Genomic DNA, 19712 nt, shown 5'->3' on the forward strand with positions numbered 1-19712 from the left:
GGGGCATGCCCTGGGACGACGAACAAGCCCGCCGCCATGTGCTGAGGCTCGAAGAACTGCTCGCCGCGCTGGGCGGCCTGCCGGACCACGCGGCGGCGGCCCGCGCGAACGACGCCGTTCAAGCGCTCGTGGATCTGTACGGGGAGTGCCTGCGGCGGATCATGGGCCAACTCGCGGACGGGGCCGAGGCCGTGCGACGGCTCGCCGCCGACGAACTGGTCGGCCATCTGCTCCTCGTACACGACCTCCACCCGGACCCAGTGGCAGCCCGTGTCGAGGCGGCCATCGCCGAGATGCGGTCCGTACTGCGGCGCAAGGACGGTGACATCGAGCTGCTGGGCCTGGACGGAGCCGTCGCGCGCGTACGGCTGACGGAGGGCAGCGGCGGTGGCTGCGGCTGTTCGGCCGAGCCGCCGGACGCCGCCGTGCGGGACGCGGTCATGGGCCACGCTCCCGAGATCGAGCAGGTCGAGATCGAGACCGTACGGGCCTCCAAACCCCAGGCGCTGATCCCGGTGGACTCGCTCTTCCGGAGCCCCGTCACGGCCGGCCGGGAGACGGGATGACGACACCGACGTTCGCCGCCCGCCGACTGCGCCGACTGGCTCAGGGAGGCACGCCGTCCCGAGCCCGGCGCACCGCGTCGGGGGGCGCCGACGACGAGCGGTGCGACCTGTGCGCCGAACCGATCCCGCCGGACCACCGGCATCTGCTCGACCCGGGCGCGGGCACGGTCTCCTGCGCATGTCCTGCCTGCTCGCTGCTCTTCGACCGCGGGCAAGCAGGGGGAGCACGGTATCTGCTGCTGCCGACCGCCCGCCGACGGCTGGAGGGCTGCGGCATCGACGACATGGTGTGGGCGGGGCTCGGCGTTCCCGTCGACCTCGCGTTCTTCACCCGGTCCGCGACGTCTGGGCAGGTGAACGCCGCCTACCCCAGCCCTCTGGGGCTGATGCGGTCCGTCGTCGACCTTGCCGACTGGTCCCGAGTGGAGGCGGCCCATCCCGCCCTGTCCGCCATGGCTCCCGAGATCGAGGCGCTGCTGGTTCACCGTGCCCACGGCGGTGGCTCCCATGAACCGCAGTACTGGCTGGTGCCGCTCGACGACTGCTACCGCCTCGCCGCCCTGGTGCGCGCACACTGGAAGGGGCTGGGTGGGGGACCCGAAGTGTGGCGGCAGGTCGACGGCTTCTTCCGGGCATTTTCCACCCGCCCTTCCCCCGACACCCAGGAGGCGTCATGGGCATCACCGTAGGCAAGCCGGATGTACGGACCGACAGGGCCGCGCACGTCGCGGGGGTGCGCCGCGGCAATCACCGCGGCCTCATCAAGCGCCAGCCGGGCCACCGGCCCGACGACACATCGACCGCGCGGCGCTCCACGGGCATCAACGCCAGGCACCGCGAGCCGATCATGCCCGATATGCCGAATCTCTCCCCGGCATGACCGCATCGCAGCAGGATGCCGTGGTCATCCGGGCCTGTCCCGATCTGACGTTCGCGGTCATCGCCGTGGAGGCGGAACCCTTCGCGGCGGTACCGACCCTCCGGTTCACGCTCGAGGTCGCCCGGGAGGGGGGCGGACCGGTCCGGGGCATGGCTCTCACGACCACGGTGCGGATCGACGTGACCCGGCGGGCGTACGCGCCGGACGCGCACCGGGCGCTGACCGAGCTCTTCGGACTTCCCGAGGAGTGGAGCCGCACCATGAGGCCGCTCCAATGGGCCCGGACCACCGTGCAGGTGCCACCCTTCGACGACCGCACGTCCGTGCCGCTGCTTGTGCCGTGCGGTACAGAGACCGAGCTGGCCGTGACGAAGTATCTGCGCGCGGTCAAGGACGGTGAGGTGCCTCTCGGGTTCCTCTTCAACGGCATGGTCTTCTACCAGGCTTCCGGTCCGCCGCCGGGTGGCATGTTGCGGACCGCTCCCGTTCCCTCGTCCGCGGAGACCTTCTGCCGCATGCCCGCGGGTCTCTGGCACGAGCTCATCGAGCGCTACCACGGCACCACCCCATGGCTACGGCTGCCCCAGGAGATCCACGACCGGCTCGACGACTACCGCGCACGGCACACACTGGGCAGCGTCGGCGACGCCGTACGCGCTCTGCTCGACCGCTCAGGAGCACCATGAACACCGCTGCCACCGCTGCCACTTCTGTCACGACATCCGTCGACACGATCGCCCGCACCTGCCTGTACGAGGGCTATCTGCTGTGGCCGTATCGCAGATCCGCGCTCAAGAACACCAAACGCTGGACTTTCGGCGGAGTCTTTCCCGGGGGCGAGTGCGCCGAGGTGCTCGGTGAGCCCGCGTCCATCACTGCTCAGGTGCTGCTGGAGCACGGCGGCACACCGCGAGAGGTGGCCGTACGACTGCGGTTCCTCCAGGTCGTGGACCGGCAGGTGGTGCGCGAAGGCCCACACGGGCCGGAGCCGGTGGACGAACTCACCGTCAACGGTGAACGGCATCTCGCCTGGCAGGAGGCCACTGAACGGGAAGCCCTGATCACGGTCACCGTCCCCGGCGGGCCCCGGAAGACCGCCGTCGACATCCCCGAGGGCTCGCAGACCGAGCACTTGACTGATTCCTCCGGGTGCCGAGTCGGCAGCGTCATCCGGAGCTGGCGGCGGCTGACCGGGGTCCTGACCTTTGAGTCGCAGCCGACAGTGCACGGCGTTGACAGGCTCACCGTGCGAGTGGAGAACACCACCGCCTGCCCGGCGCCCGAGCCCGCCGACCGGGACGCCCGCGAGCGGGCCGCCTCGTACGCCTTCTCGTCCACCCATGTGATCCTGCACAGCGACGAAGGCCGGTTCGTCTCGCTCCTGGACCCGCCGGAGCGGCTGCGCGGGGCCGCCGCGAGCTGCGCCAACCGGGGTGTGTGGCCGGTCCTCGCCGGGGAGGGGAGCGGGCACACCTCGCACACCGTGCTGGCTTCCCCCATCACCCTGTACGACTTCCCCACGGTGGCCCCGGAAAGCCCCGGCGATCTCTTCGACGGTACGGAGATCGACCAGCTCCTCGTGCTCAGCGTGCTCAGCCTGACCGAGGAGGAGCAGGCCGAGGCCAGAGCCTGCGACCCCCGGGCCCGGGAGATTCTGGACCGGTGCGCCGGGCTCGACCCCGACGCGATGGCGGCGCTGCACGGCGCGATTCGCGAATTCCGCCCTTCAGCCGCACCGCCGGCCTTCCCCTCGCTGGAGGACGCATGAATCAACGACGACAGCCGGTCGCGGCAGATGAGGCCGTGCCGACGACCGTCCTGGTGGACGGTGTGACGGTGGGGCGCGGGACCCGGGTGCGACTCAAGCCCTCGCGCAGGGCCGACATCCTCGACCTGGCACTCGTCGGCCGTGAGGCCGAAGTCGACGCCGTCGAGGAGGACTTCGAAGGCCGGCTCCACCTCGCTGTGCTGGTGCAGGACGACCCCGGGCGGGATCTGGGAGCGAGCGGGAAGATCGGACATCGCTTCTTCTTCACTCCCGAGGAGGTGGAACCTCTGAGTCCCGACCACGAGAGCGCGTCGCATCGTTCCCGAGTGCTGGTCGCCGGCATCGGCAACATGTTCCTCGCCGACGACGGGTTCGGACCCGAGGTGATTGCCGCCCTGCGGGAGTGGCCGGTTCCGGCGGGCGTGCACGTCGTGGATTTCGGCATCCGGGGCATGGACCTGGCCTATCGGCTGCTCGACGGCTACGACGCCGCACTGCTGGTCGACGCGGCGCCCCGGGGCGAAGCACCGGGCACCCTCACCGTCATCGAGCCGGACCTCCCCCCGGAGGCGGCTCTGCCCGAGGCACACGCAATGGATCCCGTAAAGGTGCTCGCTCTGGCTCGGCGGCTGGGCGACGGACACCTCCCGCGGGTACTCGTCCTGGGCTGCGAGCCACAGGTACGCATGACGGGCGAAGAACCGGATGTCGTGGTGGGACTCAGCGAGCCGGTGCGGGACGCCGTCGCGCGTGCTGTGCCGCTCGTCGCGTCCGTCGTCGACGCCCTGCTGAAAGAGCCCGTACGAGGGTTCGGCGACCCACCTCCTGAAAGAGCGGCGGTCCGAACGAAGAACGAGTCGAGAAAAGGTGAGTCTCTGTGAAGAACGGTATTTTCATTCCGGCCGGCGTGGTTCGCGTCGTCGTGGGCGCTCTGGCCGTAGCGGCGACCGCGATCGTCCTTTCGGAACTACCCGAGGCATGGCGCTACTACAAGATGGAGACCATGTGAGCCGATGAGATGCGCTGCCGGACGGGGGACGTGCAGAGAATGCGCGGCGTACGCCCGGCCCGCCCGGCTACGGCACAGACTCCGTCGCCTCGCGTTGGTGCGGGAACGCTACAGGCGCATCCCTCTGCTGCACCGTCACGGTTCGCGTCGGAGCGGGAATCGTGATGCCCTCCTTCCGATACCGCTGATGCAACTGCTTGATGAACTCGTGCTTGATCCGGTACTGGTCGCTGAACTCGCCGACCCCGAGGATTACCGTGAAGTTGATCCTGGAATCCCCGAACGTGTGGAAACGGACGGCCGGTTCATGGTCAGGAACGGCGCCGGTGATATCGGTCATCACGTTCTCGACGACTTCGGTCGTCACCCGCTCGACGTGCTCGAGGTCGCTGTCGTAGCCGACCCCCACCTGGACCATGATCGACAGCTGCTGCTCCGGCCGGTTGAAGTTGGTCATGTTGGTGCCGGCGAGCTGGGCGTTGGGGATGATCACCAGGTTGTTCGACAGCTGACGCACCACGGTGTTACGCCAGTTGATGTCGACGACATAGCCCTCCTCGCCGCTGCTGAGCCGGATGTAGTCGCCGGGCTGCACCGTCTTCGAGGCGAGGATGTGCACGCCTGCGAACAGATTGGCCAGGGTGTCCTGCAAGGCCAGAGCGACTGCCAGACCGCCCACCCCCAACGCGGTGAGCAGCGGCGCGATGGAGATGCCCAGGGTCTGCAGAACGACAAGGCAGCCCATCGCCAGAATCACGACGCGCGTGATGTTGACGAAGATGGTGGCCGATCCGGCCACCCCCGACCTGGACTGTGCCAGGGACCGCACCAGGCCGGTGATCACGCGGGCCGCCGTGAGAGTCGCGGCCAGGATGAGCAGCGCCGTCAGCGTCATATTGACGTTGTGTCCGACTCTGGCGGTCAGCGGAAGCGCCGTGGCCGCCACCGCCGAGCCCCCAGCTATCGCCGCCCAGGGGACCAGGGTCCGCAAGGCGTCGACGACGAAGTCGTCTCCGCTCCATCGCGTTCTGCGTGCCCGTTCTCCCAGCCATCGCAGGGTCGCGCGCAGCAGCAGGCCTGCCGCGATGCCGGCGGCCAACGCGATCCCGGCGACGATCAGGTCGTGCAGCGTGAGGGCCCGATTCATCGGCCTGCTCCCGTCGTACGGGGGAGAGGGCTGACGGTGGCATTCGGCGCAGAGCACCGGATGTGATGTTTCGTCACCTTGTTGTCTGCTCGATTCTCGGGTGTGCGGTCACGTCGAGACATACGGACCGACCGGTCCGACGCGATCGCCCATCCTGCCGCATGTGGTCGTCCGCGCCGTGGCTGACCCCACCTCGGCTCAGCTCCGAGGCACGGCAGCCGCCGTCCCGGATTCGCCGCCGACTTCTATGCCGGGGTGCTGCCCTCGGTCATGGCCTGGGTGCCGATGACGACGAGGAGCTTGAGCTTGTCGGCGGCGTCGCTGTTGGGCGCGGCGGTGTAGGTGACGATGCGCAGATCGCTGCCGGGGGCTATGAGCACGTCGCAGTCGAGGGTGAGCGTTCCGATGTCGGGGTGGTGGATGGTCTTGGTGTCCGTCTCGTGGACTCCGACGATTCCGGTGTCCCACAGGCGTGCGAAGTCGGTGCTGACGCCCCGCAGGTCCTTGATCAGTGAGCGCAGGCCGGCGTCGGCGGGGTAACGGGCGGTCGCCGCTCTGAGATCGGCGACCACGGCCGCCTCGAATCGGGCCTCCTGCTCAGGGGTGTGGCTGACCCGGCCGGGCAGGCCGGCGAAGTGCCGCCACACGATGTTGCGCTCCCGTCCGCGCAGCGAGGACGCGTCCCCGAACAGCGCGGCCCACATCGGGTTCCAGAGGATCAGGTTCCAGGCGGCGTCGTGCACGCTCAGCGGTGCGCCGTCCAGCTGGTCGAGCAGCCGCCGGACACCGGGTGGGATGTGCGCCGACAGCTGTCCGGGGCCGGGCGCCGGCCGGCCCGCAAGGAGGAACAGGTGCTCTCGCTCGGCCGCCGACAGCCGCAGGGCGCGGGCGAGCGAGGACAGGACCTGCGGGGACGGCGAGGTGGCCCGGCCCTGTTCGAGGCGGGTGATGTAGTCCACCGACAGGCAGGCGAGCTGGGCCAGCTCCTCGCGCCGAAGGCCCGCTGCCCGCCGTACACCGCCGGTGGGCAGTCCGACCGTGGCGGGGGCAATCCGGTCGCGCCAGCCGCGCAGTGCTGTGCCTAGCTCCCTGGATTCACTCACGCCCCCAGTATCCGGCCACCGCGCCCGAACAGCCTGGTACTGGCAGTCCACAGGCAAAGGCGGGTACTGCCTGTACGTCCCCGGTGCGGTGAGGGTGGAGGCATCACCACCCCACCGATTACCGGAGTGAACGCATGACCACCACACTGATCACCGGAGCGAACAAGGGCCTCGGCTTCGAGACGGCCCGCCGCCTGATCTCGGCCGGGCACACCGTCTACATCGGGGCACGCGATGCCCGGCGCGGGCGGGAGGCGGCCGCCGAGCTCGGCGCCCGCTTCGTCCAGATCGACGTCACCGACGAGGACTCCGTGAAGGCCGCCACCGAATTCGTCCGCGAGGACGCCGGCCGCATCGACGTCCTGATCAACAACGCCGGGATCGCGGGTGCGGGCAAGCCGGTCGGCGAGGTCACCGGGTCCGACATGCAGACCACCTACGACACGAATGTCTTCGGTGTCGTGCGCGTCACGCACGCCTTCCTGCCGCTCCTGGAGGCCAGCAGCGCCCCGGTCGTCGTCAACGTCAGCAGCGGCCTGGGCTCGCTGGCGGCGACCTCCGACCCGGGCCGCATCGAATTCCATGTGGCGCTGCTGGACTACAACTCCTCCAAGACCGCCCTGGTCATGATCACCTCGCAGTACGCCAAGGCGTACCCGGCCATCAGGTTCAACGCCGTCGACCCCGGCTACACCGCCACCGACCTCAACGGCCACCAGGGCACCAACAGCGTCGAAGCGGGCGCGGACATCATCGTCCGCATGGCGGCCATCGGCGCCGACGGCCCGACCGGCGGCTTCTTCGACAAGACCGGCCCGGTCGTCTGGTAACCCCAGGCCGACACACCCGAGAAGGGAAGAAAACCATGGCGCAACGCCTGGTACCGGTGACGGTTCACGCAACCGCCTACCCGGGTCCGACGGCGCGATCGGCTCGTGGGACTACAACCGCACCGCCGACGGAAGAAGCCGCATCGAGTGGACCTACGCATTCCGGCCCAAGCGATTCCGGTTCCTGACCGTGCGACTCCTGATCGCACCGGCTTGGCGGCTCTACATGCGTCGGGCGCTTGCAGCCGCCATCCGAGAAGTGCACCGGCACACGGCCGGCACCTCGGTGTGACTCCGCGGGCTCGCGTCGGCCCCAGACAGGAGCGGGTCGCGACCGGGCCGACGCTTGGCGCCCTCACGGGCGGCGGGCCGTCCTTTAGCTGAAGACATCGACTCCGGTGAGTTCGGCCGACAGCTTCCACAGCCGTGCGGCCCGCTCCGGATCAGTGGCCAGGCCCAAATTGTCGCCGGACCTGCTCTGGCCGAAGGGCGTTGATCTCGGAGCGAGGCTTGCCTCGTCCGACCTCGCCGCCGCATACAGGCGGTCCAGGACGCTTCGCGTCAGCGTGATCCGTCCTCGTCCTTGTCCCCGGGATCGGACACGGCCGAAGCCCCGGTGGGTAGTTCGGCAAGGAGGGTCCTTGCCCGGCGCAGTACGGTGTCATCCGCACCGTGGTCGCCGGCGATGGCCTTGTCGAACCAGTAACGCGCTTCGTCGGGCAGGCCTTCTCCTTCGGCGGCCCGGCCCAAGAGGACGAGCAGGTCGAGCGGGAGCCCGGGCGGGGAAGCCGGCCCCTTCCGCCCCAGGGCAGGGGCGGCCGCAGGGGCCGCCACCGTGACCGGGGCATCGGTCGTCAGGTCCGCCTTGCCCGATGTCCCCGCTGCGAGCTCTGGAGCAGGCTCGGCCCAGGGATTGGTGCTCGGTGGCAGGGCGCGCACGGGGGGCCGGTGTCCGACCGCATGTCCCGAATCCTCCAGTGCCAGCAGTGCCTGGGCTCTGGCGTCCATGTCGACCGAGGCGGCGGCTTCCTCGAAGTACTCCTGTGCCTCGTCGGGCCGTCCCCCCAACACAGCCAACTGGCCGAGTACGACGAGGCCTTGTGGCCGGTGTTCCGTGTCGTCGGAGCGCGCCAGGGGAAGCAGTACCTCCTGCGCCTCGGCCCAGCGGTCGAGCTGGGCCAGCGCGCTGCCGAGGTAGCGCCTGGCCAGTGGTTCGATCGCGGCCACCTCGCAGGCGAGCGCCTCCGCGAGCGCCTCCCTTGCTCCCTCGAGGTCGTTTTCGGCGAGCAGGGCGACTCCGATGAGCGCGACGGCCTTGGGTGAGGCTTCCGGGTCGTCCATGTCAAGTGCGGCATGCAGATACTGCTGGGCGACCGTGGTGTCCCCGGCCTCCAGCAGATACTCACCGCGGCCCACCAGGGCGATCGCCGCCGCGTCGGGGCGGTCGGAGGCGGCCGCTTCGTCGAGCAGTTCCAGTGCCGCGTCAACCTCGCCCTGGCGCAGCCGAAGTGCGCCCAAGTGAGCGCGGGCCAGCGGAGCCATCTCGGTCGCGACGCCACTGTCGGAGGCCAGCAAGTCCTGGAAACGCGCCGCCGCTTCGTCCAGCCGACCCGCGTCGGCCGCCAGCTTCGCGAGCTGGATACCAGCCAGGTCCACAGCCTCGGCCGAGTCCGACGCAGCGGCCCGCTCGAGGAGTTCACGGCCTTCGTCGGCGTGTCCCTGATGGATGCGCAGGATGCCCAGGAAGCCCGCGGCGATGTCGGCGAGCGACGACTCCGTCCTGGCCTCCTCGGCCAGCAGGGCCTCGGACCGAGGAATCTCGTTGATGTCCGCGAGCATCAGCGCGAGGTCCACGCGGGCGACCGCGGCCCAGTACTCGTGCCCGGAGTCGATTGCCTTCCGATAAGCCGCTTCCGCTCCTGCCCAGTCGCCCCGGGCGGCCAGCGCGTCGCCCAGCAGATCCCCGGCGCGCGGGCCCTGGTCCGTCTCGGCGGAGTCCGCGATTCGGGTAAGCATGACGAGGCCTCGTTCGTCGCCGAGCCTGGTGAGCATCACTGCAAGGTCCATACGAGCGATGGAGGCCCACACAGCGTGGCCGGAGTTGATGGCCTCCCTGTACGCCGTTTCTGCACCTGCCCAGTCTTCCTGGGCGGCCAGCACGTCACCGAGCAGGTCGGCGGCGCGCGGGGCCTGTTCGGGGTGGTTCGAGCCGGCGATCTCGGCGAATGCGGCGCGGGCCTGCTCGTAGTCGCCGGCCTGTGCCCAGTAGGTGGCCTGATCAGCCCGGGCGGCCACCGCCCAGCCGGGATGCCGGGAGTCGACCACCCTCTGGAGTGCTTCGACGGCGCCCTCGAGGTCCCCTTCGGTCGCCCGGACTCCGCCCAGCAGGCAGCGGGCGCGCAGCACTACTTCCGGATTGCTGAAACCCAGGGCGCGTTCAAGGAGTTCCCTGGCCTGTGCCAGTTCGCCCTGCAGGCACAGCAGCCAGCCGAGGGTGACCTCGGCATGCTGCGCGGCGAAGAAGTTGTCGGAACGGACGGCGGATTCGAGGAGTTCGCGGGCCTGGTCGAAGTTGCCCTGCTGGATGAACAGCCCGCCAAGACTGGCCTGGGCCAGCGGTACGACCAGGGGGTTGGCGGAGGATATGGCGGCGTGGAGGAGGTCACCGGCGCGTTCCAGGTCGCCCGTGTCGATCAGAAGTGCGGCGAGGTTCGCCTGTGCGAGTGGCACGGCCTGGGAGATCGCCGATTCACGGACTGCGCGCGGCAGGCTCAGGGGTCCGCCGCCGGCGCTGCCCGGGCGTCCCGGCGAGTTGGGTGATGTGTGCGGAGGACCGGACGGTTCGCGCTTGTCCTGGGAGGGTGCACGCGCCGCGGACATCTCACCGCGCTGCACGATGAGTCCGCCGAGGTTCGCGGCGGCGAGCGGGACGATTTGCGGGTCTCCCGAGTTGACCGCGGATTCCAGGAGTTCGCGTGCGCGGTCGAGTTCGCCCTGGGCGAGCAGCAGCCCGCCGAGACTGGCCTGGGCCAGCGGCGCCGCTTGTGGGTCGCGGGACGCGAGCGCCAACTCCAGCATGTGCTGCGCGTCCTCGGTTTCTCCGATGAGTTGGAACAGGGCGGCCAGGTCGACCTGCGCCAGCGGCACAACGTCGGACGATTGTGAGGCATGGGCCTCTTCGAGCAGTGTCCTGGCGCGTTCGAGGTCCTCGTTGCGCATCGCCACTTCGCCCAGGATCAGAGCCGCCCAGGCGATGACTTCGCGGCGTGCCGCGCTGGCGTGGGCGCGCTCCAGGGCGCTGACGGCGATGTCCGGTTCCTCGCGGGTGAACGCGGCGAAGGCGATGCCGAGCAGGTCGTCGGGCGGTACGTACTGCACCGCGTAATCCCAGGCAAAGCGCGGGACGAGTGTCGTTTCAGGGTCGCCGCGGCCGTCGACGTAGCCCGGCAGATAGGCGAACGCCTCGTAATGGTTTTCGCCGTCGTCTCCGCCTCCCAGGTACTCGCTCAGCAGGGCGATGCTGCCGGCCACGTCCTTGGTCGCCCAGTCCAGCGAGGTGTCGAAGGCCGCGTCCGTCGCGGCCCGGTGACTCGGTCCCGCCGCCAGATAGTGGACGAAGAGTTGCCGCAGTGCGGTTTTGGTGAGTGATGCCTCGCACCCCATCCGCTGCCAGTCGACGGCGGCCCGCACCACGGCCCAGCCTTCGGGGCACTCCTCCCTGCCCCCGTTGAGCCGATCCTCGAGGAGGGGAGCGGCGATCATCTGCTCGCCGATACCACGGTCGGTGAAGTCCTCGTGCTCATAGAGGCGTTGTGCCTCGGCTCGGTCCTCGTCGCGCAGCAGACGGGGCAGAATGATCGGCTTCACCCTGCCGAGCACCTGGCGTGCCGCGCGATTCACCTCCCCCTTGGGGGCCTTGAGCCGGCTGTACGCCTCGGACGTGATCGTGGCGACCACGGTGACGGCCGGTTGGTGCCGTGCGAAAGCTTCGAGGACCTTCAGGTCGACGCCGCCCGGCCGCAGGTACTCGTGGATGTCGTCGAGCCAGAGCACCGCGCGGTCCCCGCCGGTGGGCAGCGACAACTTGCCCAGGTCGCCGGGCGCCGAAGGAGTGTCCTTGGGAACGATCAGCCGGGCGTCCGGGCACGCGCGACGCAGCAGTTCGATCAGAGTGCGGGACTTGCCGGCTTTGGAGTCCCCGGCCAGCAGGATGAACGGCTCGGTGTCCAAGGCGCTTTCGAGGAGTCCGTCTTCGTTCTGCCGGGGCACATACGGCGGGTCCGGGTCGCGTGCGAGATTCTTGGAGGGCGTCACGCCGATGTCGTAGATGCGGACGTCGCGGATCTTGGGCAGCTCTCCGTCCGGCCGCAGCGCCAACGCCAGCAGGTTCTCGACCTCGGCGCGCTGTTCCTCCGCGACCGGCTCGCGGATCAACTCCCGAAGCGGCGGCCAGAATCCGCCGAGCGCTTCCACGGGGATCGCGTACCCGGTCCTGGGATCGTGCTTCTCACCGGGCTTGTCACGGGCGGCGACGATGCCGATGACACCCCCGAGCGTGATGTCCCACACGGGCGAACCGGAGAAGCCCGGGGCCAGACCATGGCCGAGCGTGGACGTCGACTCGAGCTGGATCCAGTCCGGCCCCGCGCGCCCGCTGATCGTGCCGTTCGCGGATACGCCGCCCGCTCTGTGGTCGCCCTCCGGGTAGCCGTACACATGGAAGCGGTGGCCCCAGACGCCATTTTCGGTGGATACCAGGGGCGCGACGGCGGCGGTTCTCGGCAGCGGGTTCTGCAGTTCCAGTACGGCCAGGTCGCCCGTTCGCAGGACGCTGTCCTGAGGGTGCCAGCCGCCCTCGACGACGACGGCGGGTATCGGTTCGTGCGGGTCTGCGTGGTGGAAGTGAACGAAGAGGGGCCCTTCGGGCGGCTGTCGCCGGTTGTTCGGGACCGTGACATGGGCGCAGGTCAGCACATGACGGTCGGTCACGAGCACACCTGCGCCGTTGGGCGCCCGGTCATGCGCTCGTCGGATGCTCACCAGCCAGGGTGCTTTCTCCCAGAGCACCATGACGGGTCACTCCGGCCCGATGGAGCCGGTGGCTGCGGGAGCACGGGAGCCGGTTGTCCCGGTGGCACCGGCCGGCCCGTCAGCCTCCCGCCGTTCGGACCGCTGCCAGGCGAGGCGCACATTGAAGTGACCCTCGGTGGCGGTCTTGGCGACCACGACACCCGCCTCGGCGTTGAGCTTGATGCCGAACTCCACTTCGTACTCGTCGGGCGCCAGTCCCCTCAGCAGCCCGAGCACCGCTTCGATGGTGGGCCGGGCTCCGGAAAGGATCTGGTCGAGACGTCGGCCGGCCTCGAGTACGCCGTTGTCGTCGCGCGAAACGTTCTCCAGCCCCGGCGCGGTGTCCTCGACCTCCACGATCATTGCCGAGCCGTCCCGTGTCTCGAACCGCACCAGATCGCTCATACGCCCGCCCCCGTCGCCCCTGTGCCGGCCCCTCGGCCGAAGTGCGCCACGAGTGTAGTCCGTATCATCAGCATGGATTCTGAAATGAGACCATCTTCCTTGAAACTGCCGGAAGTTGGCCGTCGCTCGCTAATCTGGGCGGGACCGGTGCGCGAGCAACCGGCCAAACAGAAGGCGCGCGGGCGCGCGGGGCGGCGGGCGGGCGGTGGGGCCGTGTTCGTGGGCATGGACGTCGGCACGGGGGCGGTCGTGACAGGCGACGCGGACGGCGATCGGCCGCCGGAGTTCGCGCCACGGCGGCTTGGAGAGTTTCTGCGCCGGGCCCCGGAGCAGGTCGAGAGTCTCGTACTCGCTGTTCCGGACAGCTGGTTCGACGGCGAGGGTGTCGCGCGGCGGGAGGCGCTGTACGGCGAGCTGATCGCCCAACTGGGGCTTCCATTACGTCAGTTCGTCCCCCAGACGGTTGCCGCCGCGGCTTGCGGCGTTCAGGACGCGCCCGCCGCGGGCCCCGACCGACTGGTGTTGCACGTCGGCACGGACGAGGTCGGCGCGGGGCTGTGCCGCGTCTCCGGTCCTTCCGTCGGTCTCGTCGCAACCGAGAGCCGTCCCGTATCCGGCCATGGGGCCGAGCTGGTGGCCCTCGCCCGGGCCCATCGGGATGCCGGGAGTGACCGTGGGCGAAGGGCCGCTCTGCTGCTCGCCCGTGCGAGGACCTTTCCGCGCTACCGAACCGCCCCGGTGCATGCCTGTGAGACCGCCGAAGGACGCAGGACCATGACGGCAGGAGCTGTCATCGACGACTTCGAAACGGTCGCGGAGGCCCTTCGGGCTACGGTCACGGGTCTTCTCGACCGCTGTCCCCCCGGTCCCGGACCGACGGCAGAGCACCGGGTCCTGGTGAGTGGTGACCTGAACGCCCATCCCCTGACTCTCGTCGCAGTACGGGACTCGCTCGGTGACCCCACCCCGGAGCCGGGCCCGCAGGTGCTCGATCCTCATGCGACGGCGCTCGGCGCGCTGCGGATCGCGCAAGGCGTGGTCCGGGCGCCCGAGACGGCCCGGCACTCGCTGACCCTGTTCGCCCACCGGCTCCGCCGCGGCAGGCCGGCGGAAGTGCGCATCCCACTCACCGTGACCGGAGCGGCCGTGCCCATGACGGTGACTGACGGAGGCGAACCCCTGACCGTGGACATACCCACAGCGAGCGGCTTCCGGGTCGGGATCGACGTACAGGAGTACGGGCAGGGGCCGCACCGAGCCCTCGAACTGCCGTGCCCTGGACTGCCTGCGGGCAGCGCCCAGGTGGGCCTGCATCCGGCGGGTACCGGATTCGGAGTGCTGGTTTTCCGTCCGGTGGGAGGCGGGGAGTCCGTTCTGCTGCCGCTCGGCGGGCCCGTCGGCCGCGGCGTGACGACTACGGAGGCAGGACGTTGAGCGAGGAAGCGAAGGAACGGCTCGCCGAGGCGGTGGAGCGCGGTGACGACCTCGACGCCCTCCACGCCCTGCGCTGGAGCCTGATGTGGTCGGCACAGGCCATGGGCCGACTGTCACGGGAGCAGTCCGCGACGGCCCCTGTCGAGGCGGTGTTTCTTCTCGATGACGCGCTTAGTGAGACCGAGGTCGTGTCGCGGGCCGTGCCCGGGCTGCTCGCGGCCGCGGATCCGGGCCCGGATGTGGGGGAGTACGTCCAGCAGCGGGAGCGGGAGATCACGGAGGTGCGGCGGCGGATTGCCGAGTGCAGGCAGCAGATGGACGCGGCGGCCAAGGACGAGAACGAGCTGCGGGACCGGCTCGCGGAACACGACGCGCTGCGGGCACGGGTCACCGAACTGCGCCGCCTGGTACGGCTGGTCGAGGTACTGGACGAGATCGAGGGGCAGCGTCTCGTCGTCGAGGAACGGCTTCTGCTGCTGCGGGAGCGGGCGAACGGTACGGAGCAGACCCTGGAGCGCGGAAGTGCCGAGCTGCTTCGGCTGACACAGGATCAGCTGTCGCGGCTCGCTCCCTCGGTGCGTACGGCGCTGGAAGAGGCCGCGCGCAAACAGGCGGAACTGGCCGCGGCGGAGACGTCGCTGGCGGGCGCCGAAGCGGACGTGGCCGCGGCCTCGGCCCGGCTGGCGGAACTGGGCGCTCATGCCGACGCCAACCGGCGCCTCATGGAGGCGTTGGCCTCGTTCGAGGACGCCGCCCATGCGGACGGCAGGCACCTCACCGCTCTGGAGCGGGCCCGGGTGCTGATCGACGGCATCGAGAAGCGGCTGCACGAGGTCGACACGGCTCTGAGCCGCGCGCTGGAGGCCGGCGACCCGGCCGCCGGTCCCGGCCGGGCTGTCGTCGCCTGGAGCGGCGAGGACCCGGCCGGGCGTCGCTGAGTGGCGTAGCGGCGAACAGCAGCCCGCTGCTCAGGAGACGAGCAGTTCCGCCGCTTCGGCGAGGGCGTCGAGGTCATCGGCGATGCCCTTGGCGATCTCACTCATGAGTTTTTGCCCTCCGTCGTCCAGGAACTGTGCGCTGAACGCCGCGGCCAGCTGCGCCTCCTGGGGCCCTGCCCCCTGCCGCAGCTTGTTGACGAGCCGGTTCTCGCCGCCGACCTTGCGCATCCACATCGGAATATTGGCCTCCTGCGCCTTGCGCATCGCCGCTTCCTTGCCCTCACTGAGCCCGACCAGCACCACGACGAAGGCGATGATCACAGCAAACGGTCCGGTCGCGGCGATGATGGCCGTGCCGGCACCGAACAGAGTCGTCGCGACCACTCCGGCGACCACCACGTTCATGACCTTGGCGATGTTGTCCAGCACCTGCGTGGCGGCCGCCGAGTCGAACGGCACCTCCAGCTGCCCGCCGCTCACCTCCACAGCGGGCAGTGCCATCGCTGACGGCGGAATGTGCCAGCGTCGGCAGATGGGCCTGGTCAACTCCTCGAGATCAGGGCGCAGTTCGTTCTGCCAGTCGGTGATCACCTGCTTGAGCCGTGGGTTGTCGGGATCGGTCAGCTCGGCGTGCAGCGCCGAAGTGATGCCCGCCGCCATGTCGTTGAGCGTCGTGATCTGGCCGGCCTGCCAGCGCCGGAAGGCGGGGATCACATGGCGTTCGGTCATTCCGTCCGCGACCGCCTCACCCAGCTTCGCGCCCAGCGACGGCAGCCTGTCCTGCACGAGCGATCCGATCCGGTCGCCCTCGAGGAGCTTGCGGATGTCGGCGCGAAAGCCCGCGGCCCGCAGGCTCATCCGGCCGGCCAGGGCCAGTCCGCGAGCGATCGCCACCTCCGGTTCCAGGCCGAGCAGCACCCTGTCCGCCCCGAACACCTCCCGGGTCTGCTCCTGCACGAAGTGCATGCGCGATGCCCCTCCGGTGAGCAGTACGGCGTCCGGCTGATGGCCCAGCTCTTCGGCGACCTCGCCGAGTGCGTTCCGGAACGCCTGCCGCCAGGAGCGGCCGCCGAGGCTCGGCTGGGGGGTGTCCAGCACGGCCTCCATGTCGGCGGCCGTCAGTTCGATGTCGACGTAGAACGACCGCTTCGCAACCCGTACCTTCTTGGTCCCCCCGACCGTGGCCTCGGGGTTGTCGGCGAACCTGCTGGGGTCGGTGCGGAAGAAGGTCTCCTTCGCCTCCCGGCACAGCAGCTCCAGTCGCAGCCGCAGCTTCCGGTCGTTGTGGAGCAGTTCCTCCAAGGCCTCCCGTTCCGGATGCTGTGCGAGCTGGCGCTCCAGAATCGTCCGGTCGATGAGCCCGGCGCCGAGCTGAACGCCGGTGTCGATGGGCGGTCCGGTGTGGTAGCTGAGGAGACGGGTGAAGTCGGTTGTGGAGGATCCGAGATCCACCACGAGCATGCTTCCCGCCAACTGGTCCTGGCTGATGGTGACTTCCCTGGACTCCCGGGCGTACAGCATGGCGGCCCGTGACTCGGGGACCACGTCCACATGCTGCAGGCCTGCGGACCTCAGCAGATCGGCGTAGGCGAGCCTCAGCTCGGCGCTCCAGCCCGAGGGTGCCCCGAACACCCAGCGCACCCGGCCCTTGTCACCCAGTTCACCGTCGCGGGCGACGGCGTCCCCTTTCACCTTGGCGACGAAGAGGAGGACGGGGCGGCGCACCTCCTCACGATCGATCTCGGGCGACTTGAAGGCGAGGTCGAACCAGGTGGCGTCCTCGGCGTCGGCTGCCTCGCGGCCGACCAGCACGCCGCGGGTCGGGTGTTCCGCCACCGCGGTGACGTGCTGCCTGCCGCCTCCGGTGGAACCGATGTCGACGATTTCGGGCGGCAGGGTCGTGTCGGTGCGGGTCTTGGCGAGCGCACTCTCGCCATGACCGAGGTCGAAGCCCACCACCACGGTTCCGGACGTGTCAGCCATCGTTCTGCTCCTTGTTCTCCTCGCCCGGCTTCCCGTCACCGGGCGTGCCGGGCTTCCGCACCTCTCCCCGCCGCAGCACACGGCCGTCCGTGGCCACCAGGGCCGGCTGCACCGTAACCACCCGGTGGTCGTCCGGATCCGGATGGGTGCCGAAGGCGAACAGCCCCTCATTGGTCCCGTCGTAGTCCACGACCTCGATGTCGTGCAGCAGCGCGAGGTTCTTGCGCAGCCGATCGATCTGCCTCAGAGCGAGCTCCCCGTCCCGCTCGGCGTGCGCCGCCATCAGGTCGCGGAACAGATTGAGGAGATCTGCGTCCTCGGCCCAAGGGCGTGCCACTCGCTCGGGCGGTGGCGGCTCCGCTTCGGCCAGCAGGCGGTCCGCCGCCTCCACGGCGGCCTGCACGTGGTCGAGAAGCGAGAGTGTGTGCACGGTCGGGCGCGGCGGCTGCCGCCGGCGCTGTTCCTCCAGTTCTCGTGCCTCTGCCTCGTACCTGTCCTCGTCGTCGCTGCCCAGACCGAGGAAAGCGATGCGCGGGAACGGTGAGCGGCGCGCCGGCGGACGGTGTCTGGGCGGGGGTACGGCGGGAGCGCGCACGGTGGAGAGCGTGCCGACGACGGCGGCGCGCAGTAGATCCACGGTGGCGACGAGTTGCTGGCGGGCGGCGTCCGGAAGCGTGCCGTCCGGGGCCTGTCCCGGCGCCCGGTACGAGGCGCCGTAGGACGCCGCGTCGAGGCGCTCCAGGACTTCGCGCAGGGCTGCGGTCACGGTGTCCGTGCCTGCGTTGTCGTCGAGGCGCATTTCGAGCTGGGGCCGCTGGTGCTTGAAGGCCGAGGTCAGGAAGCCTTCGGTCACGGCGCCCTCCTTTCGGGCAGAGGCGGTACCGGGTGTCAGTGCAGGCGCGGGAGGCGCCAGGCCCGAACGAGCCCGTCGCCGTCCGCGCTCAGAAGTTCTCCGAGCCGGTTGAAGTCCAGTGCACGCACCGGGCTTGAGTGCGCCCCCACGGCCAGGCTCTGGACCTCGCCGGGCGGCGCTCCGCGCGGGTCGGCGCTGCGCACCCGGATGCCTCCGGTGTCGTCGGCGGCCGCCAGGGACCCGCCGGGCCCGAAGGCGAGGGCGCGCAACGGGCCGCTGTGGCCGGTCCATTGGCCGACTGGGTTGCGTTCGCGCAGGTCGTGGATGTGGATGGTGCCGTCGGCGCAACCGATGGCGAGGAGCCGGTCCCCGGCGTCCAGGGCGAGGGCGGTGACGGCGGAGCCGGTGGTCACGGAGAAGAGCCGGGTGCCGTCTGTGGCGTCCCAGACGACCGCCTCCACGGCGCCGCCGACCACGAGGATCCGGGCGTCGGAGGTGACGGCCAGCCGGGCGGCGGCCGACGACCAGGCGACGCGCAGCGGAAACCCGGCGGCGGCATCGTCCGGCTCCGTGAACAGCGTGGATCTGCGTATTCCGTCGTCGCCGAGGCTGAACACGACGCCGGCCCGGATCCGTACGGCGTCGACCCAGCCCTGGTGCCAGGCCAGTGTCCGCGCCCGCCCGGAGCCGCCGAACGACCACAGCCGTACGACACCGTCCTTGCCTCCGCTCACCACCGTTCTGCCCTCGTCGGCGATGTCGACGGCGGTCACCCGGCCTTGGTGCAGGGACCGGACGGCGACCGGCTCGGGGTCCCACAGCCGCCATACGCGGACCGAGCCGTCCGCGCCGCCGCCCGCGAGCCGTATGGTGTCCGCATCCTGTTCCCAGGCCGCCGCGGTGAACCCGTCCGCGTGCCGCAGCGTGTCCGGCGGCGGCGCCTCGCCCGGCAGCCGTACGGATTCGGCGTCCGGCAGCCGCTGCTCCAGCAACCCGAGCAGAGACTCGGGCACGGGCCAGCCGGATACGCGGTTCACCAGGACGGTCCGCTCCGCCATGTGCTCGAGTGTCTCGGGTATGACGAGATCGTCCGTACCTGCCCGCGGTCCCGTCTGCCCGATGCCGCCCGCGAGGATGAACAGCGCCGCGTCAAGGTCCTTCGGCAGCCCTGCCAGCAGCTCGGCCCAGCTCCAGGTGCGCACCTCGGCCTGCTCGGTGGTCTCGCCGTCCTGCCCGCGGCCGAAGACGGTGGCGGTCAGTCCGTTCGCCGTGATCTCGGCGAGTGCGACATCCGGCGAGCGCCCGGGCCCGGTGGCGAGGGCGGCGCGCGCCAGATCCCGCAGCGTCCGTGCGTCAGCCGCATCGCTCGGCCCGCCGGCGCTGGCGGGCGAAGCGGCCGCCGGCCGCTTCCCTTCCTCTTCCAGTTCGCGCAGTACCTCCTCCCGTTCGCCCGGCCGCGGCGGCCCCTCCCGAACCAGGGCCTCCAGCCGGTCGAGCCGTACGACATCCGTCCGCCACGGCGCGCCGGACGCACGGGCCGCGGCGGTCAGGTCGAAGCGGCGTCGGGCGGCTGAGAGCCGATCATCGAAGTCGTTCCGGATCTTCGGAGTGAGGCGGCCGAGGATGAGCTTCCCGCTCAGCAGCCAGCCGCAGCCGCCGCACTCCGGCTCGTCGCCGATCGGTGCGGCGCAGACAGGGCACGCTGCGTCGGCCAAGGGCGCGGCGG

The 19712-nt window shown here is 70.3% G+C and carries 17 protein-coding genes; 10 read left to right on the forward strand and 7 right to left on the reverse strand.

Annotation, left to right across the window (positions count from 1 at the left end):
* Positions 1–5: 5 nt before the first annotated feature.
* Genes ACZ3H8_RS05465 through ACZ3H8_RS05495 form a run of 7 tightly spaced genes read left to right on the forward strand, consistent with a single transcriptional unit; the run spans position 6 to position 4223 of the window.
* Positions 6–566 carry a NifU family protein gene (locus ACZ3H8_RS05465; RefSeq protein WP_467397656.1) on the forward strand — a complete coding sequence of 187 codons (561 nt, stop codon included), beginning with the start codon at positions 6–8 and terminating at the stop codon, positions 564–566.
* On the forward strand, positions 563–1255 hold the full coding sequence (locus ACZ3H8_RS05470) for a DUF5947 family protein (RefSeq protein WP_467397658.1): 693 nt from the start codon (positions 563–565) through the stop codon (positions 1253–1255). The genes ACZ3H8_RS05465 and ACZ3H8_RS05470 overlap by 4 nt, the downstream gene beginning before the upstream one ends.
* Positions 1240–1446 carry a hypothetical protein gene (locus ACZ3H8_RS05475; protein WP_467397660.1) on the forward strand — a complete coding sequence of 69 codons (207 nt, stop codon included), beginning with the start codon at positions 1240–1242 and terminating at the stop codon, positions 1444–1446. The genes ACZ3H8_RS05470 and ACZ3H8_RS05475 overlap by 16 nt, the downstream gene beginning before the upstream one ends.
* Positions 1443–2132 (forward strand): DUF6084 family protein, encoded by a 690-nt coding sequence (locus ACZ3H8_RS05480; RefSeq protein ID WP_467397663.1) that lies wholly within the window; start codon positions 1443–1445, stop codon positions 2130–2132. Before ACZ3H8_RS05475 ends, ACZ3H8_RS05480 begins: the two co-directional genes overlap by 4 nt.
* Positions 2129–3214, forward strand: a complete 1086-nt coding sequence (locus ACZ3H8_RS05485; protein ID WP_467397665.1) for a hypothetical protein — start codon at positions 2129–2131, stop codon at positions 3212–3214. Before ACZ3H8_RS05480 ends, ACZ3H8_RS05485 begins: the two co-directional genes overlap by 4 nt.
* Positions 3211–4095, forward strand: a complete 885-nt coding sequence (locus tag ACZ3H8_RS05490; RefSeq protein WP_467397668.1) for a hydrogenase maturation protease — start codon at positions 3211–3213, stop codon at positions 4093–4095. The genes ACZ3H8_RS05485 and ACZ3H8_RS05490 overlap by 4 nt, the downstream gene beginning before the upstream one ends.
* A complete protein-coding gene (locus ACZ3H8_RS05495; RefSeq protein ID WP_398982936.1) occupies positions 4092–4223 on the forward strand; it encodes a DUF6893 family small protein in 132 nt (43 codons plus the stop codon). The genes ACZ3H8_RS05490 and ACZ3H8_RS05495 overlap by 4 nt, the downstream gene beginning before the upstream one ends.
* A gap of 67 nt (positions 4224–4290) precedes the next feature.
* Here the strand turns inward: ACZ3H8_RS05495 and ACZ3H8_RS05500 are convergent, their stop codons facing one another.
* Both ACZ3H8_RS05500 and ACZ3H8_RS05505 read right to left on the reverse strand, forming a co-directional pair.
* Positions 4291–5370 carry a mechanosensitive ion channel family protein gene (locus ACZ3H8_RS05500; RefSeq protein ID WP_467397671.1) on the reverse strand — a complete coding sequence of 360 codons (1080 nt, stop codon included), beginning with the start codon at positions 5368–5370 and terminating at the stop codon, positions 4291–4293.
* A gap of 245 nt (positions 5371–5615) precedes the next feature.
* Positions 5616–6473, reverse strand: coding sequence for a helix-turn-helix transcriptional regulator (locus ACZ3H8_RS05505; protein ID WP_467397674.1), 858 nt, complete (start codon positions 6471–6473; stop codon positions 5616–5618).
* A gap of 134 nt (positions 6474–6607) precedes the next feature.
* On the opposite strand from ACZ3H8_RS05505, the gene ACZ3H8_RS05510 reads away from it, so the two are divergent.
* Complete coding sequence (locus ACZ3H8_RS05510) at positions 6608–7303, forward strand: SDR family oxidoreductase (protein WP_467397678.1); 696 nt, start codon at positions 6608–6610, stop codon at positions 7301–7303.
* A gap of 561 nt (positions 7304–7864) precedes the next feature.
* On the opposite strand, the gene ACZ3H8_RS05515 is transcribed toward ACZ3H8_RS05510, so the two are convergent.
* Together ACZ3H8_RS05515 and ACZ3H8_RS05520 are read right to left on the reverse strand one after the other, a co-directional pair.
* Positions 7865–12373 carry a tetratricopeptide repeat protein gene (locus ACZ3H8_RS05515; RefSeq protein WP_467397680.1) on the reverse strand — a complete coding sequence of 1503 codons (4509 nt, stop codon included), beginning with the start codon at positions 12371–12373 and terminating at the stop codon, positions 7865–7867.
* 6 nt (positions 12374–12379) lie between these two features.
* Complete coding sequence (locus ACZ3H8_RS05520; RefSeq protein ID WP_467397683.1) at positions 12380–12778, reverse strand: CU044_2847 family protein; 399 nt, start codon at positions 12776–12778, stop codon at positions 12380–12382.
* A gap of 147 nt (positions 12779–12925) precedes the next feature.
* Between ACZ3H8_RS05520 and ACZ3H8_RS05525 the strand changes: the two genes are divergently transcribed.
* Together ACZ3H8_RS05525 and ACZ3H8_RS05530 are read left to right on the forward strand one after the other, a co-directional pair.
* A complete protein-coding gene (locus ACZ3H8_RS05525) occupies positions 12926–14212 on the forward strand; it encodes a hypothetical protein (RefSeq protein WP_467397685.1) in 1287 nt (428 codons plus the stop codon).
* The gene (locus ACZ3H8_RS05530; protein ID WP_467397688.1) at positions 14209–15150 is read left to right on the forward strand and encodes a hypothetical protein; all 942 of its coding nucleotides are present in this window, start codon (positions 14209–14211) and stop codon (positions 15148–15150) included. The genes ACZ3H8_RS05525 and ACZ3H8_RS05530 overlap by 4 nt, the downstream gene beginning before the upstream one ends.
* A gap of 30 nt (positions 15151–15180) precedes the next feature.
* Here ACZ3H8_RS05530 and ACZ3H8_RS05535 read toward each other — a convergent pair whose 3' ends face one another.
* Genes ACZ3H8_RS05535 through ACZ3H8_RS05545 form a run of 3 tightly spaced genes read right to left on the reverse strand, consistent with a single transcriptional unit; the run spans position 15181 to position 19701 of the window.
* On the reverse strand, positions 15181–17133 hold the full coding sequence (locus ACZ3H8_RS05535; protein WP_467397690.1) for an Hsp70 family protein: 1953 nt from the start codon (positions 17131–17133) through the stop codon (positions 15181–15183).
* Positions 17126–17986, reverse strand: coding sequence for a hypothetical protein (locus tag ACZ3H8_RS05540; RefSeq protein ID WP_467397693.1), 861 nt, complete (start codon positions 17984–17986; stop codon positions 17126–17128). The genes ACZ3H8_RS05535 and ACZ3H8_RS05540 overlap by 8 nt, the downstream gene beginning before the upstream one ends.
* Positions 17987–18021: 35 nt before the next feature.
* Complete coding sequence (locus tag ACZ3H8_RS05545; protein WP_467397695.1) at positions 18022–19701, reverse strand: WD40 repeat domain-containing protein; 1680 nt, start codon at positions 19699–19701, stop codon at positions 18022–18024.
* Positions 19702–19712 lie beyond the last annotated feature (11 nt).

The organism is Streptomyces sp. NPDC002868, assembly GCF_055563295.1.

Coding starts and splice junctions, on each gene's coding strand:
- ACZ3H8_RS05465 (WP_467397656.1), top strand. CDS start 6: ATGCCCTGGGACGACGAACAAGCCCGCCGCCATGTGCTGAGGCTCGAA.
- ACZ3H8_RS05470 (WP_467397658.1), top strand. CDS start 563: ATGACGACACCGACGTTCGCCGCCCGCCGACTGCGCCGACTGGCTCAG.
- ACZ3H8_RS05475 (WP_467397660.1), top strand. CDS start 1,240: ATGGGCATCACCGTAGGCAAGCCGGATGTACGGACCGACAGGGCCGCG.
- ACZ3H8_RS05480 (WP_467397663.1), top strand. CDS start 1,443: ATGACCGCATCGCAGCAGGATGCCGTGGTCATCCGGGCCTGTCCCGAT.
- ACZ3H8_RS05485 (WP_467397665.1), top strand. CDS start 2,129: ATGAACACCGCTGCCACCGCTGCCACTTCTGTCACGACATCCGTCGAC.
- ACZ3H8_RS05490 (WP_467397668.1), top strand. CDS start 3,211: ATGAATCAACGACGACAGCCGGTCGCGGCAGATGAGGCCGTGCCGACG.
- ACZ3H8_RS05500 (WP_467397671.1), bottom strand. CDS start 5,370: ATGAATCGGGCCCTCACGCTGCACGACCTGATCGTCGCCGGGATCGCG.
- ACZ3H8_RS05510 (WP_467397678.1), top strand. CDS start 6,608: ATGACCACCACACTGATCACCGGAGCGAACAAGGGCCTCGGCTTCGAG.
- ACZ3H8_RS05515 (WP_467397680.1), bottom strand. CDS start 12,373: ATGGTGCTCTGGGAGAAAGCACCCTGGCTGGTGAGCATCCGACGAGCG.
- ACZ3H8_RS05520 (WP_467397683.1), bottom strand. CDS start 12,778: ATGAGCGATCTGGTGCGGTTCGAGACACGGGACGGCTCGGCAATGATC.
- ACZ3H8_RS05535 (WP_467397690.1), bottom strand. CDS start 17,133: ATGGCTGACACGTCCGGAACCGTGGTGGTGGGCTTCGACCTCGGTCAT.